We start from the raw sequence: 15,299 nt of genomic DNA on the forward strand, positions 1-15,299 counted from the left end.
GGGCGCCGATACTCTCCGTATGCAGCAACAGCCAGCGGACGCGGTGGACGCGATCATCGAACAGTGGGGCCGGGTGCGGCCGGACCTGGACACCCGGGCGATGGAGGTCTTCGGCCGGATCTTCCGGCTCTCGCGCGCGATGGGCGACCGGATGGAGCGCGCGTACAAGCCCTACGGCATCTCGCGCGGCGAGTTCGACGTCCTGGCCACCCTGCGCCGCTCGGGCGAGCCGTACACCCTCTCGCCCCGCGAGCTGTCGGCCACCCTCATGCTCACCACCGGCGGGATGACCGGCCGGCTCGACAAGCTGGAGCGCGCCGGACTGCTGCGCCGCTCCCCCGACCCGCACGACCGGCGCGGCCTGAAGGTGACCCTCACCGAGGAGGGGCTGCGGCTGATCGACGAGGCGGTGGGCGCCGGCCTGGCGGCGGAGAGCGCAGCCCTGTCCGCCCTGGACGCCGAAGAGGCCGGCCACCTGGCCGGCCTGCTGCGCAAGCTGCTGGACGCGACGGCGGAGTAGCCGTCGCGGGGTTCAGCCGACCGCCTCACGGCTGAGGCCGGCGGGGCCCAGGTGGCGGGCGAGGGCCGCCTCGGTCTCCGCGGGGGCGGCCGCGTCGGCGGCCCAGGCCGCGTATCCGTCGGGGCGCACCAGCACGGTCGTGCGGCGGCCGCTCGCCCAGCGGGCCACGGCCAGCCGGTCCGCGCGGCCGGCGTCCGCCTCGTACGGCTCCGGGGTGATCAGCACGAACCGTCCGCCGCGCAGCGCCTCGTACAGCCGGCCACCGCCCGCGAGGGCGACGTCCGGGACGCGGGTGCCGGTGAGGCGGTGGGCGCCGCGCGGTGCGGGGTAGCGGTAGCCGATGCCGGTGATCTGCCCGACCGCCTTGCGCCGCGCCGGGCCGACCCGGCCGAGGAGCGCGGTGAGTGCCGCGCGCGCCGCCAGCGTCCAGGGCTGCTTGGCCATGGCGAGGCGGACGATCCCGCCGCTGCTGCGCAGCACCGCCCGGCCGACGGGGTGCCGCTCGGCCTCGTAGGTGTCGAGCAGCCCGGGATCCGCGTGACCGCCGGCCACCGCGGCGAGCTTCCAGCTCAGGTTGGCGGCGTCCTGGAGCCCGGTGTTCATGCCCTGGCCGCCGGCCGGGGTGTGCACGTGCGCGGCGTCACCGGCGAGGAAGACCCGCCCGGCCCGGTAGGCCGGCGCCTGGCGCTCGTCGCTGTGGAAGCGGGACATCCAGCGGGCGTCGTGCATGCCGTAGTCCCGGCCGAGGGCGAGACGGGTGATCTCCTTGATCTCGTCGAGGTCCAGCGGTTCGCCGTCCGGGACGTCATGGCCCCGGTGCCAGCCGATCACCCGGTAGTAGCCGTCGCCGAAGGGCGCGAGGAAGGCGAAGGCGTCACCGACCGCGTTGACGGTGAGCACCGTCGGCGGCTCCTCGGCGAGCCGGACGTCGGCGAGCACGACGGACCGGATCACCGACCGGCCCGGGAAGGGCAGCCCGACCGCCTGCCGTACGGCACTGCGCATGCCGTCGGCCCCCACGACGTACGCGGCCCGCAGCGTCTCCGGCCGTCCTTCCGGCCCCCGGACCTCCACCGTCACCCCGTCCGCATCCTGGCCGAGCCCGGTCAGCTCGGTCTCGTACCGGAACTCGGCCCCCGCCTCGACCGCCCGCCGCAGCAGCGCCTTCTCGACCTCGTACTGCGGGAGGACGAGGAGGTGGCGGTAGCGGGAGGGGAGGCGGGACAGGTCGAGGGTGAGCCGGCCGAAGAGGCGGAGCCGGTCGAGGGGCCGGCCGACCGACTCCAGGCCGTCGGCGAGGCCGCGGGCGTCGAGCTGTTCGAGGGTGCGGGCGTGCAGGACGAAGGCGCGGGAGAGGTTGCTGATCCGCTGCGGGCGCTTCTCCAGGACGGTGACGGGGAGGCCGGCGGTGGCGAGGTCGCCGGCGAGGAGGAGGCCGGTGGGACCGGAGCCGACGATCAGGACGCGGGGGGTGCCGGTGGTGCCGGTCATGGTGGCCTCCTGGGTGCCAACGCCTGCTGGCCAACGCGTGTTGGTCAACGCTTGTTGGCAACGGTAGGGCGGGCGATCGAGGAGTGTCAACACCTGTTGGCCAACATACGTGGGCCAACAGCCGTGGACCCCCACGGGTGTTACGTCGTGCCCCAAGACACCCCGACCCGACACCCGCCTCTGGCAACCTGGCAGCTCGCTGAACCATCAGGGAGGGGACCCGCCGTGACCCAAGTGCCGCTCGACTCCGACTCCGTCGACGCCGACAGCGACAACGCCGACCTCGACGACGCCGACCGCGAAGCCGTCGAGAAGGAGCGCGCGAAGCTGCGGGAGTTCGTCAAGGGACTGAGCGCGGACGACATCGACTCGGGCGGCTGGTTCACGAAGCTCTGCGCCCAGGCGCTGCGGTCGTACGCGCAGAAGGCCACCTGGGAGTACTTCCAGCAGAAGTACAGGGGCGTGCCCGCGGACGGCATCGTCGAGAAGCAGATCAGGCTGGCGGCGAAGAACGCCATGGTCGAGGGCGGGATCACGGCCAGCCTCTACAACGGGGCGATCGTCGCGACCATCGGCTCACTGGGCGGCGCCAGCCCCGCCACCGCTCCGGCCGGGTTCGTCACGTTCATGGTCGACCTGACGTACCTCAGCCAGCTGCAGATGCGCCTGGCCTACGACATCGCCGTGCTCTACCGGGTCCCCCTGGACGTGGAGGACCCCGAGGACGTGATGAAGCTCGTCCGGGTGGCCTTCGGCATCAAGGCCGGCGAGGTCGCCCGCGGCGGCCTGAAGTTCGTACCCGGCATGGTCCGGCAAGTCCTCAAGAAGTACTACTCCGGCCCGGTCCTCGCCGCCGCGAAAAGCCTCCCGTTCGTCGGGAAGCACCTCCTCCAGCGCAACATCATCAAGTTCGCCGTCCCCGGCGTCGGAATCCCCCTCACCGTCCTCGTGAACCGCTACACGACCCTGGCCGCGGGACGCCACGCCAGGTCCGTGTTCCGTGGCGAAGCAGAGGTGATCGAACTCGCGGACACGCTGGTCCGGCGCACGCGGCACCCGCGGTTGATGCTGTGGGTCGCATGGCTCGTCATCAACGCGGACGGCACGATGGCCGACTCCGAGGTCCTGCTGTTCCAGTGGCTGACGCGGCTCGCCCGGGAACGGCACCGGGTCGACGACGAGCAACTCGCCAACGTCGTCACCATCGACCCGGCCGAGGTCTGGCAGCGCATCGACACCGAGCCCGGGGATCTCGGTGACGTCGTCGACGCCGCCGAACGGGTCGCCGCCGTCGACGGGGAGCCCAACGCGCGTGAGAAGGCGGTCATCGCCGAGCTACGGGACCGCTGCCGACGGCACTGAGCGCGGTGCGGCCCAACGCCCGTAGGCCACCATGCGTAGGCCACCGCTCGTACGGTCAACACCCGTAGGCCTACGCTTGTACGGTCAACACCCGTAGGCCTACGCTTGTTGGCATGCCGCCGCCACGCCGCTCCGACGCCACCCGTGCCGCCATCCTCACCGCCGCCCGCGAACGCTTCGCCGCCGACGGGTACGAGCGGGCCACCATCCGGGCCATCGCCAGGGACGCGCGGATCGACCCGTCCATGGTGATGCGGTACTTCGGCAGCAAGGAGGGACTGTTCGCCGCGGCCGTCGCGCTCGATCTGCGGCTGCCCGACCTGACGCGCATCCCCCGCGACGAGGTGGGCCGCACGCTGGTGGGCCACTTCCTCGATCTGTGGGAGGAGAACGAGGAGCTGACCGCCGTCCTCCGGGTCGGCGCCACCAACCAGGCCGGGGCCGAGCGGATGCACGGCGTGTTCCGGGAGCAGCTGCTGCCGGTGGCCCGGCAGGTGTGCCCGGACCCCGAGCAGGTCCCCGCGCGGGCCGCGCTGTGCGCCGCCCAGCTCCTCGGCCTGGCCCTCACCCGCTACGTGCTGCGCCTGCCGCCGGCCCGGGAACTGGCCCGCGGGGAACTGCTGGCGTGGCTGGGGCCGACCGTCCAGCGCTATCTGACGGCACCCAACCCCTGAGCCGCCCGCCCGGCGCCGCGGACGGGCACAGCCCGAAAAGCCGGGGCGCCGGTCACCCCCCGGGTACGGCGTGTGCGCGTACCGGCGGGAGGGTGAGCGGCGCCCCGGCGAGGAAACCGATGGCCCGACGGCCCGACGGAACGCCGGGCCGGTCGGGCCGATGGGCCGGTCGGGCCGATGGCCCGGTCAGGCCTTGGCGCGGGCCTCGGGCTTGACGTTGATGTTGGACGAGGTGGTGTCCTTCTTGGCCCGGGAGCGGTCGAGGACCATCACCAGTCCGGCGATGACCAGGAACAGCACGACCGGGAGAATGACGTAGAGGCCCAGCGTCTCGATGACGCTCAGGCCCTTGCCGGGGTCGTCGCCGTCGTCGCGGGTCAGCGCGAGCGCGGGGGACGACATGAGCAGCATCATCAGCGTCGTACCGGCGGCCAGGGCGCCGGCGCGCAGGGCGTTCTTCTTGTCCACGGAAATCAAGTTAGCGAACCGGTGTCGGGGCCGCGCGCCCGGGGTGCCCAACAGGGCCACCCCCGGGCGGTCAGCGCCGGGCCGCCGGCCCGGCGCCGGGCGGCCGGAGTACGTCCAGCAGGGCCCGTAGCCGAGGCGAGGCGACCAGTTCCTCCAGCGGCACGGGCCGGCCGTCGGAGTCGGCGACGGGCAGGCGCCAGTTCGGGTACTCGTCCCAGGTGCCCGGCAGGTTCTGCGGACGGCGGTCGCCGAGGCCGTCCGGGAGCCAGACGCCGATCAACCGGGCGGGGGTGCGCAGCAGGAAGCGGTGGACGGCGCGGATCTCCTCCTCCTCGTCGGAGCCGGGCGGTCCGGCCGCCGGGCTGTCCAGCAGACCGAGGCTGCCGAGCAGGGCGAGCCACTCGGCGGCGTCCGCGGTGGCCTCGGCGCGTTCCTCGGCGGCCGAGCGGGTGAGCAGGCCGAGGCGGTCGCGCAGGTCGACGTGGTCGCCGGTGAGCCGGGCGGCGGTGGGCGGCAGGTCGTGGGTGGTGGCGGTGGCCAGGCAGTCGGCGCGCCAGCGTTCGGGCGGCAGGGGGCGGCCGTCGCCCTCCCAGTCGCGTTCGAACCAGAGCACGGAGGTGCCGAGCACCCCGCGCCGCTGGAGCGTCTCGCGCACGCCGGGCTCGACGGTGCCGAGGTCCTCGCCGATCACGACGGCCCCGGCGCGGGTCGCCTCCAGGGCCAGGAGGGCGAGCATGGCCTCGGCGTCGTAGTGGACGTAGGTGCCGTCGGTGGGCGGGCTGCCCTGGGGGACCCACCAGAGCCGGAACAGGCCCATGACGTGGTCGATGCGCAGGGCGCCGGCGTAGCGGAAGAGGGCGCGCAGGAGGTCGCGGTAGGGGGCGTGGCCGGTGGCGGCGAGCCGGTCGGGGCGCCAGGGCGGCAGGCCCCAGTCCTGGCCGCGGGCGTTGAAGGCGTCGGGCGGGGCGCCGACGGACATGCCGGCGGCGAACACGTCCTGCTGGGCCCAGGCGTCGGCGCCGGCCGGGTGCACGCCGACGGCGAGGTCGTGCACGATCCCGACGGGCATGCCGGACTCGCGGGCGGCGCGCTGGGCGGCGCGGAGCTGGCCGTCGGTGAGCCAGGCGAGGCGGGCGTGGAACTCCACGCGGTCGGCGAGCTCGGACCTCGCGCGCGCGGTGGCGTCCGAGCGGGGGTCGCGCAGCCCGTCCGGCCAGCGGTGCCAGTCGGGTCCGTGGAGTTCGGCGAGGGCGCACCAGGTGGCGTGGTCGTCCAGGGCCCGGCCGTGGGCGGCGCGGAAGGCGTCGTAGGCGGCCTGGCGGCCGGGGCCGAGGGGTACGGCGAGGATCTGCTCCAGTGCCTCCCGCTTCAGCTCCCACACCGCGTCCCGGTCGATGAGGGCGCCCTTGTCCAGGACGTCGGCGCGCAGCCGCCCGGCCCGCTCCAGCAGCGCGCTCAGCCGCTCGCGGTCCTCGGCGTAGGCGAACTCGGGGATGTCCTCGATCCGCAGGTGCACGGGGTCGGGGAAGCGGCGGGAGGAGGGGCGGTACGGGGAGGGGTCGGTGGGGGCGCCGGGTACGGCCGCGTGCAGCGGGTTGACCTGGACGAACCCGGCGCCCGCGGTGCGTCCGGCCCAGCCGGCCAGCTCGGTGAGGTCGCCGAGGTCGCCCATGCCCCAGGAGCGGCGGGAGAGCAGGGAGTACAGCTGGACGAGGAGGCCGTAGGAGCGGCCGGGCGGGGCGGGCAGCCGGTCCGGGGCGACGACGAGGCAGGCCTCACCGGTGCGCCCGTCGGGTGCGGTGGCGGTCAGCCGGTGGACACCGAGCGGAAGGTCCGCGGGCAGGGCCCCCTCCTCCCCGGCCCGTTCCTCCCCGTCCTCGGTCTCGACCCGGAGCCGGGTGCCGGCGGGCAGGGCGGTGAGGGCGGCAAGACCGGTGGGGGCGGGAACACCGGTGGGGGCGGGCAGGGCGGCGAGGGTGGCGGCCGGCTCCGCGCCGGACCACTGGACCACCGTCGGCGGCAGCAGGCGCTCGCGCAGTTCGCGTTCCCGGGCGGCGAGGGCGGTGCGTACGGCGTCCGGGCCGGTGGCGTCGACGCCGAGGGCGGCCAGGGCGGCGGTCACGGCGGAGGCGGGGACCTGGACGGTACGGTCCGGGGCGGGGCGGTAGGAGGTGGCGACCCCGTGCAGCTCGGCGAGCCGGGCGAGGTCCTCCGCTGGGGGCTCGTCGGGCGCCGCGGCCATCTACAGCCCCGACGCGAAGGAGTCCGGGACCGGGTCGGACTCGCTGGTCAGCGGGGCGGCCTCGGCGAGCGGGGGTTCGCTGGTCAGGGGGGCGGCCTCGGGCAGCGGCGGCTCGCTGGTCAGCGGTGCCTGGGCGCACGCGCTCTCGGCGCTGAACACGCACAGCGCCGCGTGGTCGGTGTCGGCGGACGGCTCCGCCACGGGTTTCCACTGGGACTGGGCCGGGATGGAGAGTCGAGCCGGTGCGGCCACGGGGGCCTCCTTGTCGGTGCGGGGGTGCTGCGGCTTCGGACGGGTCGGGTTACCGCAGGCCTACCCCGTGAGCCCCGCGCCACGCCGGGCAAAATCCGGCGCCGGGGTGATCCGGCGCCGGTCCGGTGATCGATAGAGGGGGTGTGAGACTGTTCCGCCCCATGGGGGGCCAGCGGGAGACGGACGACGGGAGCGGCGCGGACGCCGCCCTGCTGCGGGCCGTCGCACAGGGGGACGCGGCGGCGATGGCCGAGCTGTACGACCGGCACGCCGGGTGGCTGCACGCGCGGCTGTCCCGGCGGTGCGCCGACCCGGAGCTGGTGCGGGAGGTGCTGCAGGACACGTTCGTCACGGTGTGGCGGTCGGCGGCCGGGCACCGCGGGAAGGAGGCCGGCGGCTGGCTGTGGACGATCGCCGCGCGCCGGCTGGTCGACGCGCGGCGGGCGCAGGAGCGGGTCGCGCGGGTCGCGGAACCGCTGCCGGAGCCCGAGTCCCCCGGGCGGTACGAGTCCGCCGCCGCGCCGTCCGCCGAGGACCGGGTGCTGGCCGGTCTGGAGTACGGCGATGTCGGCACCGCGCTCGACCGGATCTCCCCGGAGCTGCGGGAGGTGCTGCGGGCGACGGTCGTCGACGGGCTGAGCACGCGGGAGGCGGCCCGGCTGCTCGGCATCCCGGAGGGCACGGTCAAGTCCCGGGCCCGCCGCGCCCGCGCCGAACTGCGGGAGGCACTCGACCGGTTGCACCCGTCCCCGCTGGGAGGTACGGCATGACACGGCGCGAACGGCGGCACTGGCACGTCTCCGACGACCTGGTCACCCGCTACGCGGCAGGCGACCTCCCCGAGCCGGACGCGTGGTCCCTGGAGAAGCACGTGGAGGACTGCGCGGGGTGCGCGTCCCGGGTGTCGGCCGCGGTGCGCGGTACGGCGGCGGGGGCGGTGCTCGCGCGGGTACGGGCGGCGGTCCTGGAGTCGGCGCCGGCACCGGCCGTGTCCCCGGCGCCGACGGCACCCCGAGCACCTGGGGCGTCACCGGCGCCCGCGGCCTCCCGAGGACCTGCGGCCTCACCGGCGCCTGCCGGATCCGGCGCACCTGCGGGACGGCCGGCACCGGCACCCACACCGGCACCCACACGGGCACCGGCACCGCCGGCGCCCCCCGCCCCCGCCGCACGGCCCGCGCTGTCCCGGCTCGCCCGGCTGCTGTGGGCCGCGGGGCCCGCCGTGCGCGGGGCCTGGCTGCCGGCGGTGCTGGTCGTGGCCGCCGCCGCGCTGTCCCTCTCCTACCTGGCGGGGTTCGCGGGAGCGCGGGCGCTGCTGCTGGCCGTCGCGCCGGTGATGCCCGTCGCCGGAGTCGCCCTGTCCTACGGCCCGCACGCGGACCCCCTGCACGAGGTGGCCGCGGCCACTCCGGGCGGCGGGCTGCGGCTCGCGCTCACCCGTACGGTCGCCGTGCTCGCGGTGTGCGTGCCGCTGCTGACGCTGGCCGGGCTGCTGCTGCCCGCCTCGGGCGCGCCGGCCGCGGCGGCCTGGCTGCTGCCGGGACTGGCGCTGGCGCTGGCCTCGATGGCCCTGGCCTCCTTCGTGGGGTGCCGGGTCGCGGCCGGGGTGACGGGGGGCGGCTGGCTGTGCGCCGTGCTGGCACCGGTGGCGGTGGCGCCGGGCGCGGCGGTGACCGCACGGCTGTCCGAGCAGCTCTCCCGCTGCCTGGACGGCACCGCGACACAGGCCGCGTGGGCGGCGGCGGCCGTCCTGAGCGCGGCCCTGCTGGCGCTGCGCCGCCCGGCGTACGACCGCCCGTTGCGCCCCTGACGGCCTGCGGCCCCCTCCCCCGGGGGGCCGGGGCCGAGCCGGCCCCTGGACCAGCGCAGACGACTCCAGGCACCGCCCCCCCTCCGCCCCCTCACACCCCTCCGCTCCCTCCCCTTCTCCACCCCCTCACCTTCACTCCCTCCGTCCTGCCCTGGAGAGACCATGAGTTCCCTACGTGTGACCGGCCTGCGGGTCCGGCACCGCAAGACGCTTGCCCTCGACTCGCTCGACCTGGCGCTCGGCACCGGTGTGCACGGGCTGCTGGGGCCGAACGGGGCCGGGAAGACCTCGCTGATCCGGGTGCTGGCCACGGTGGCGCGGCCGGACTCCGGGCGGGTGGAGCTGCTCGGCGACGACATCGCCGGCCACCGCGCCCTGGCCGGGGTGCGGCGTCGGCTGGGCTATCTGCCGCAGGAGTTCGGCTACTACCCGGGTTTCACCGTGCGGGAGTTCGTGGCGTACGTGGCCTGGCTGAAGGAGGTCCCGGCCGCGCGGGTGCCGGCGGCCGTGGAACGGGCGGTGGCCCGGGTGGGCCTCGCGGACCGGGTCGACGCCAAGGTGCGAACGCTGTCCGGCGGCATGGTCCGCCGGGTCGGGATCGCGCAGGCGATCGTGAACGACCCCGACGTCCTGCTGCTGGACGAGCCGACCGCCGGTCTGGACCCGGAGCAGCGGGTGGAGTTCCGCGAGCTGCTGCGTGAGCTGGGCACCTCGTCGACCGTGGTGGTCTCCACCCACCTGGTGGAGGACGTGGCCGCCGCCTGTACGGAGGTGACCCTGCTGGACGGGGGCCGGATCGCGTACCGGGGCACGCCGGAGGCGCTCTCGCTGCTCGGCGAGCGGGCCGGCGGGCCGGGGGACCATCCGATCGAGCGCGGGTACACGGCGGCGCTGCGCGCCCACCGCGCGCCCGGTGCGCGGGAGGCGGTCCGATGACCCTCGCCGCGCGTCCCACGGACACCACCGACACCATGGATTCCGCCGGCCGCCCCGCGGTGCCCGCGCGCGCACCGCACCCGTTGCGTGCCGAGGCCGTCCGCGGCTTCGCGCCCTGGACCGGGGCCGCGGTGCTGCTGTCGTTCGGCGCGACGCTCGCCGGCACGGCGGACCGCTGGCAGGGCGGGTGGGCGGAGACCGCCACCGAGACGCACACGGCCATGCTGATCACCCTTCCGCTGGCCGCGGCGGCGGGCTGCTGGCAGGGCGGCCGGGAACGGCGGCGCCGTACCGAGGAGTTGTGGCGGACGACCGTACGGCCGCCGCTGGCCCGTCTGCTCGCCCCGGCCCTGCCGGTCGCGTTCTGGGTGGCCGCCGGCTATCTGGTCACGGCGTTCCTGGCGCTGCTCGCCACCTGGCCCTACGCCCAGGGCGACCACCCGCACCTGGCCCTGCTCCCGGGAGACACGGTCGCCATGGCGGCGGGCGCGCTGGCCGGGCACGTGCTGGGCCGGGCCGTGCCCGCCCGGCTGGCGGCCCCGCTGCTGGCGACGGCCGGGTACGTGGGGCTCGGTGTGCTGTCGGTCGACGGCCCGGACGTGAGCCGCCCGCTCAGCCCGGCCACGGTCCTCATGGTCGGGCAGCTGCCGGTGTGGTGGCAGCCGTGGGCCATGGCGGTGTGGACCGGCGGACTGGCGTGCGCCGCCGCGCTGGCGTACGCGGCACGGCGCCGGGTGACGGCCCTGCTGCCGCTGGCCGCCGCGCTGGCCGCGGGCGCGCTGCTGGTGCAGGCCGGGGACGGCCTGTGGCACACCGATCCGCTCACCCGCCGCCAGGTGTGCGACACCTCCACCACCCCGGCGGTGTGCGTCAACGCCCGGTACGCCGGGATGCTCCCGCAGGCCGGCGACGCCCTGTCGGGGGTGACGGACAAGCTGGCGGGCGTGCGGAACCTCCCGGCGCGCTGGGCGGACCACGACGGTGCCCTGCGCGCGGACGAGGCCCGGCTGCCGGCGATCACCCCGCTCGGCTGGTCGGCCGTACGGGGGCGGCTGACCGATCCGGAGCAGTTCGCGTGGGAGGCCGTCGCCGCCCTGGAGGGCGACGACTGCCCGGAGCGCACCCGGACCGCCCGGGTGCTGGGGGCGGACGACGCGGTGGAGCACTACCTCGCGCCGACCCGGGTGCAGAAGGCGCTCGACGAGGACGACGCCCGGGGCGACCGTACCCGGCGCGCCGAACTGCGCGAGCGCCGTGCCGCGCGCGCCCGGCTGGCCGGGATGGCGGAGGACGAGCGCCGCGACTGGCTGTCGGCGTACTTCGCGGCCCGCGCGGCCTGCGACCCGAAGGGGGTGCCGGCCCTGTGACCGGACTCCTCCTGTACGCCCGCTCCCGCGCCCTGCCCGCCACCCTGGCCGCGCTCGCCGCGACGGCCGCCTTCGCGGTCTGGGCGGCGGGCCGGCTGGACGCCTACCTCGATCCCGACCGCCGGGTGCCGATCGTGGCCATGGCACCGCTGCTGGCGTCGGCGGTGATCGGAGCGAGCCTCTACACGCCCTCGGACGAGCTGGACCGCACGGCCGTACGCCGCTGGTGGCCGCGCCGCCTGGCGCAGCTGGCCGGCCTGACGGCGCTGGCCGCCCTGCTGGTGACCCCGGCCGTCCTCGGCCACACCGAGACCTTCGGCCCGCCCGCCGTGCTCCGCAACACCCTCGGGTGTACGGGTCTCACCGCCACGGCGGCCGTACTCCTGGGGGCCCGGCTGAGCTGGCTCCCCGCGTTCGCCTACGTCACCGCCGTCTACCTGGGCTCCAACACGGCACGCGGCCGGGCGGCCACGATCTGGGCGTGGCCGATGCAGCCCGGGGCGGCGACGGGCGCGTGGGCGACGGCGGTGACGGCGTTCGTGCTGGGTGCCGCGCTGTACGCCGTGCGCGGCGCACGCCCGGAGGGCCCGCGCGGCTGACAGGTCCCCGGGCGACCGCGGGCGCCTGACGACCGCGACCGCCCCGGACACGCAACGGGCCCGGGTCGACTAGGCGGAGATACCGTCGATCCGGGCCAGAGCATCGTCCGCGCCGTAGGGCTGCAAGTACGGCAACCAGCGCGGGTCGCGGTGTCCCGTGCCGATGATCCGCCAGGCCAGCCCCGTCGGCGGAGCCGGTTTGTGGCGGAGCCGCCAGCCCAGTTCCACCAGGTGGCGGTCGGCCTTGACGTGGTTGCAGCGGCGGCACGAGGCCACCACGTTGTCCCAGACGTGCTTGCCCCCGCGGCTGCGCGGGATGACGTGGTCGACGCTGGTTGCGACGCCACCGCAGTACATGCACCGGCCCCCGTCGCGGGCGAAGAGCGCACGGCGGGTGAGCGGGACGGGCCCTCGGTAGGGGACCCGGACGAATCGCTTGAGCCGGACCACGCTGGGTGCGGGGAGGGTGACGGTTGCGCTGTGCATATAGGCGCCGGACTCCTCCAGGGAGACTGCCTTGTTCTCCAGGACGAGGACGAGCGCGCGGCGGAGCGGTACGACGCCGAGCGGCTCGTACGACGCGTTGAGGACCAGGACATGCGGCACGGGTGCCTCCTTGGGCGTCGGCGGCGCGTGGCTCGCGCCGGGACGATCTGCAGTCAGTCTCCCCTCATGCCTGGTGAACGCGCCACCATGTCCCGGTAACGGGCTGGGAGTGTTTTCGACCACATCCGATACATCCCCCGGATCATGGCCTGTTCAAGCCCGCGTGAGCCGTGTCTCTCCTGCGCGCCTCCTGTGCGGATCGGCACGAGGCACACACAATGCCCCGTTAGTGTGGTGGTCCTGTCCGTCCGGTGACCTTTTCGTGACCTTGACCGCCCGCCGGTACGGACCGTGCAGCACCTGGGAGGTACCTGCCGTGTCGTCCCTGCCCGCCGCCCTCTTGGCCGCCGGGGCATCGCCGTCCCCGTCCCCGTCGCCGTCGGGCTCCACGGCCCCGGCCGTGCCGACGCTCCAGGACGCCCAGGAGAGCGCGACGAACGCGGCGAGCTGGGTCGAGCAGAACTGGTCGACGTGGCTTGCGATGGGGCTGCAGATCCTGCTGATCCTGGTCGTGGCGGTGGCGCTGCGCGCGGTGGTGCGGCGGGCGATCACCAAGCTGATCGACCGGATGAACCGCACCGTGCAGGCCGTGGACGGCAGTGCGCTGGGCGGGCTGCTGGTCAACGCCGAGCGGCGGCGGCAGCGGGCGGCGGCGATCGGCTCGGTGCTGCGGTCGGTGGCGAGCTTCCTGATCCTCGGCACGGCCGCGCTGATGGTGCTGGGCACCTTCAAGATCAACCTGGCGCCGCTGCTGGCGTCGGCCGGTGTGGCGGGCGTGGCGATCGGTTTCGGCGCGCGGAACCTGGTCACGGACTTCCTGTCCGGCGTGTTCATGATCCTGGAGGACCAGTACGGCGTCGGGGACGTGATCGACGCGGGTGTGGCCACCGGCGAGGTGATCGAGGTCGGGCTGCGCGTGACCAAGCTGCGCGGGGACGGCGGGGAGATCTGGTACGTCCGCAACGGCGAGGTCAAGCGGATCGGCAACCTGTCCCAGGGCTGGGCGACGGCCGGGGTCGACGTGACCGTGAAGGCGAGCGAGGACCTGGACCGGGTCAAGGCCACCCTGGACGAGGTCGCCGAGAGGCTGAGCAAGGAAGAGCCCTGGAACGAGCTGCTGTGGGGCCCGGTCGAGGTGCTCGGCCTGGACTCGGTGCTGATCGACTCCATGGTGGTCCGCGTCTCGGCCAGGACGATGCCCGGCAAGTCGGTCACCGTGGAGCGGGAGCTGCGCTGGCGGATCAAGCGGGCGTTCGACGCGGCGAGCATCCGCATCGTGGGCGGCGCGACGGCCGTCGAGGACCAGGTGGACGCCCCCGACCCGACGGCCACGGTCGCGGCCCCCTCGGTCTACTCCAACGCGGACTCCCCGCAGACGGCGGCGGCCTCCCCGATCACCCCGCAGCGCTCGGCGCCGCCGGCGAAGTAGCGGAACGGTTCGGCACACACGTTCGAGTGAACGGGCGGGGCATTCCGGCGCGGGGCGCGCGGGGGGTGCCCCATCGTTCTGCCGGGGCGCCCAGTGCGGGCTTAGCCTGGCAGCAGCGTGACGAGGAGAAGCGATGAGCGCCGAACCGATCCTGGAGCCGGTCATGACGCAGGTGGACCCCATCGACCTGTTGAGTGCGATCGAAGAGGCAGCACCGATGCCGATTCGACCCGAGTACGTCGAGGGGACCGCCTTCGTGCCGCCGCAACCGAACGACAACCACAACGACGGCGCATTCGAGCTGAGCTTCCAGTTCCGAGCCGCCGGACACCGCCTCGTGGGCATGGGCAACGGCTACCGCGCCGCCCACAAGGACGGCAGGACCATGGCCCTGATCATTCCGGACCTCTACGTCCGCCGCCGCAGGCCGACGGAACTCGACGAGTCGTACCGCAAGGCGAACAAGGGCTGGTACCCCATCGACATGATCGCCCTCGTCGGCGAGGTCACGTCGACCAACCACGAGACCGACACCGGCCCCAAGTTCCGCACCTACGCCGCCGCCGGCATCCCCGTCTACGTCCTCATCGACCGCCACTCCCGGACGGCCCACTGCTACACGGACCCCGTCCTCCCCGGCGACGACCCCACCGAGGCCTACTACAAGACGGACACCAAGGTCACCCTCGGCGACCCCCTCCCCCTCCCGGCGCCCTACCCCACCCTCGACACCACCCCGTTCCTCACCGACTGACCGACCCGCAGGCCAGCTGGTAGGCCTCGCGGACCCACGCCTCCTCGCCGGGGTCGGCCCCGCAGGCCAGGGACGCGCCCTGGTCGGCGTTCAGCCAGGTCGTGACGCTGCCGTAGTGCGTGCCGTCCGGGCAGGTCACGGCGAAGCTCGCGTCCACGACCTGCACGGCCTCCGCGGTGACGAAGCGGCCGGCTCCGTCGAAGTCGATGCGGTCGGGGTGCCGGGGACGGTGGGCCGTGTCCTCGCCGGGAGCCATCAGGTCGCCGGTGTCGTAGCCCAGGCGCTTCTCCAGCGAGGCCAGCGCGCGCCGCGGGGACACCCGCGCGCCGTTCGTCCGGACCGAGGCGACGACCGTACGCACGGGGACGTTCCGGAACGTGGTCCAGCCGTCGTCCTCGCCGACCTGAACCACCGGGGAGACACCGGTCAGCCGTGTCTCCTGCCGTACCGCGCCCCAGCGGAACGCGCCGGAGCCGCAGGACGGTTGCGCGGACGGCTTCGCCGGGTGCGCCGCCCGGACCCCCCGCGGCTGCTGCGCCGTGCACGCCACCGCCACCGCTCCCAGCAGCAGGGCCGCCACCGTCGTACGGCCTCTTCTCACGTCGTCTCTCCCCGTCTCGCGCGCCGCCCGAATGTAAGCGCTGTGACCAGGGAAAACCACACCCGTTGCACACTCGTGACGCGCCCTCGGACCCCGCGCGGTCCGAGATCACCTTCACAGGAACCCCGCATTCCCCCCGCATCCGGTGATCCTCTAGGGTCACTCCACCACGGCCCCCTGATCCGGAG

At 75.0% G+C, this 15,299-nt stretch carries 16 protein-coding genes; 10 read left to right on the top strand and 6 right to left on the bottom strand.

Annotated features, from left to right (window positions below; translation table 11 throughout):
- Window positions 1–19 precede the first annotated feature (19 nt).
- Window positions 20–520, top strand: a complete 501-nt coding sequence (locus tag IEZ20_RS02045) for a MarR family winged helix-turn-helix transcriptional regulator (RefSeq protein WP_189294305.1) — start codon at window positions 20–22, stop codon at window positions 518–520.
- Window positions 521–532: 12 nt separating this feature from the next.
- Here IEZ20_RS02045 and IEZ20_RS02050 read toward each other — a convergent pair whose 3' ends face one another.
- Complete coding sequence (locus IEZ20_RS02050; RefSeq protein ID WP_189294306.1) at window positions 533–2,011, bottom strand: FAD-dependent monooxygenase; 1,479 nt, start codon at window positions 2,009–2,011, stop codon at window positions 533–535.
- A 225-nt stretch (window positions 2,012–2,236) separates the two neighbouring features.
- Between IEZ20_RS02050 and IEZ20_RS02055 the strand changes: the two genes are divergently transcribed.
- Window positions 2,237–3,373: a hypothetical protein gene (locus IEZ20_RS02055; protein WP_229895836.1), complete on the top strand. Its 1,137-nt coding sequence runs from the start codon at window positions 2,237–2,239 to the stop codon at window positions 3,371–3,373.
- A gap of 113 nt (window positions 3,374–3,486) precedes the next feature.
- Window positions 3,487–4,047 carry a TetR/AcrR family transcriptional regulator gene (locus IEZ20_RS02060; protein WP_189294307.1) on the top strand — a complete coding sequence of 187 codons (561 nt, stop codon included), beginning with the start codon at window positions 3,487–3,489 and terminating at the stop codon, window positions 4,045–4,047.
- A gap of 186 nt (window positions 4,048–4,233) precedes the next feature.
- Here the strand turns inward: IEZ20_RS02060 and IEZ20_RS02065 are convergent, their stop codons facing one another.
- From IEZ20_RS02065 to IEZ20_RS02075, 3 genes are all read right to left on the bottom strand, one after another.
- The gene (locus IEZ20_RS02065) at window positions 4,234–4,515 is read right to left on the bottom strand and encodes a hypothetical protein (protein WP_189294308.1); all 282 of its coding nucleotides are present in this window, start codon (window positions 4,513–4,515) and stop codon (window positions 4,234–4,236) included.
- A gap of 70 nt (window positions 4,516–4,585) precedes the next feature.
- A complete protein-coding gene (gene malQ, locus IEZ20_RS02070; RefSeq protein WP_189294309.1) occupies window positions 4,586–6,757 on the bottom strand; it encodes a 4-alpha-glucanotransferase in 2,172 nt (723 codons plus the stop codon).
- Window positions 6,758–7,009, bottom strand: coding sequence for a hypothetical protein (locus tag IEZ20_RS02075; RefSeq protein WP_189294310.1), 252 nt, complete (start codon window positions 7,007–7,009; stop codon window positions 6,758–6,760).
- A 161-nt stretch (window positions 7,010–7,170) separates the two neighbouring features.
- On the opposite strand from IEZ20_RS02075, the gene IEZ20_RS02080 reads away from it, so the two are divergent.
- The 5 genes from IEZ20_RS02080 (at window position 7,171) to IEZ20_RS02100 (ending at window position 11,721) form a co-directional block, all read left to right on the top strand.
- Complete coding sequence (locus tag IEZ20_RS02080; RefSeq protein ID WP_189294311.1) at window positions 7,171–7,779, top strand: RNA polymerase sigma factor; 609 nt, start codon at window positions 7,171–7,173, stop codon at window positions 7,777–7,779.
- Window positions 7,776–8,819: a zf-HC2 domain-containing protein gene (locus IEZ20_RS02085; protein ID WP_189294312.1), complete on the top strand. Its 1,044-nt coding sequence runs from the start codon at window positions 7,776–7,778 to the stop codon at window positions 8,817–8,819. Before IEZ20_RS02080 ends, IEZ20_RS02085 begins: the two co-directional genes overlap by 4 nt.
- 162 nt (window positions 8,820–8,981) lie before the next feature.
- On the top strand, window positions 8,982–9,755 hold the full coding sequence (locus tag IEZ20_RS02090) for an ABC transporter ATP-binding protein (protein ID WP_189294313.1): 774 nt from the start codon (window positions 8,982–8,984) through the stop codon (window positions 9,753–9,755).
- On the top strand, window positions 9,752–11,122 hold the full coding sequence (locus tag IEZ20_RS02095; RefSeq protein WP_229895837.1) for a hypothetical protein: 1,371 nt from the start codon (window positions 9,752–9,754) through the stop codon (window positions 11,120–11,122). The genes IEZ20_RS02090 and IEZ20_RS02095 overlap by 4 nt, the downstream gene beginning before the upstream one ends.
- Window positions 11,119–11,721 carry a hypothetical protein gene (locus IEZ20_RS02100; protein WP_189294314.1) on the top strand — a complete coding sequence of 201 codons (603 nt, stop codon included), beginning with the start codon at window positions 11,119–11,121 and terminating at the stop codon, window positions 11,719–11,721. The genes IEZ20_RS02095 and IEZ20_RS02100 overlap by 4 nt, the downstream gene beginning before the upstream one ends.
- 69 nt (window positions 11,722–11,790) lie before the next feature.
- Here the strand turns inward: IEZ20_RS02100 and IEZ20_RS02105 are convergent, their stop codons facing one another.
- Window positions 11,791–12,327, bottom strand: coding sequence for an HNH endonuclease (locus tag IEZ20_RS02105; RefSeq protein ID WP_014672759.1), 537 nt, complete (start codon window positions 12,325–12,327; stop codon window positions 11,791–11,793).
- Window positions 12,328–12,643: 316 nt separating this feature from the next.
- On the opposite strand from IEZ20_RS02105, the gene IEZ20_RS02110 reads away from it, so the two are divergent.
- Window positions 12,644–13,756 (top strand): mechanosensitive ion channel family protein, encoded by a 1,113-nt coding sequence (locus IEZ20_RS02110; protein ID WP_189294315.1) that lies wholly within the window; start codon window positions 12,644–12,646, stop codon window positions 13,754–13,756.
- A gap of 133 nt (window positions 13,757–13,889) precedes the next feature.
- Window positions 13,890–14,510 (top strand): Uma2 family endonuclease, encoded by a 621-nt coding sequence (locus IEZ20_RS02115; protein WP_189294316.1) that lies wholly within the window; start codon window positions 13,890–13,892, stop codon window positions 14,508–14,510.
- Here IEZ20_RS02115 and IEZ20_RS02120 read toward each other — a convergent pair.
- Window positions 14,500–15,111, bottom strand: a complete 612-nt coding sequence (locus tag IEZ20_RS02120; RefSeq protein ID WP_189294317.1) for a hypothetical protein — start codon at window positions 15,109–15,111, stop codon at window positions 14,500–14,502. The genes IEZ20_RS02115 and IEZ20_RS02120 overlap by 11 nt on opposite strands.
- Window positions 15,112–15,299 lie beyond the last annotated feature (188 nt).

Origin of the sequence: Streptomyces cinerochromogenes, assembly GCF_014648635.1 — a bacterium.
In the GTDB taxonomy this organism is placed as follows: domain Bacteria; phylum Actinomycetota; class Actinomycetes; order Streptomycetales; family Streptomycetaceae; genus Streptomyces; species Streptomyces cinerochromogenes.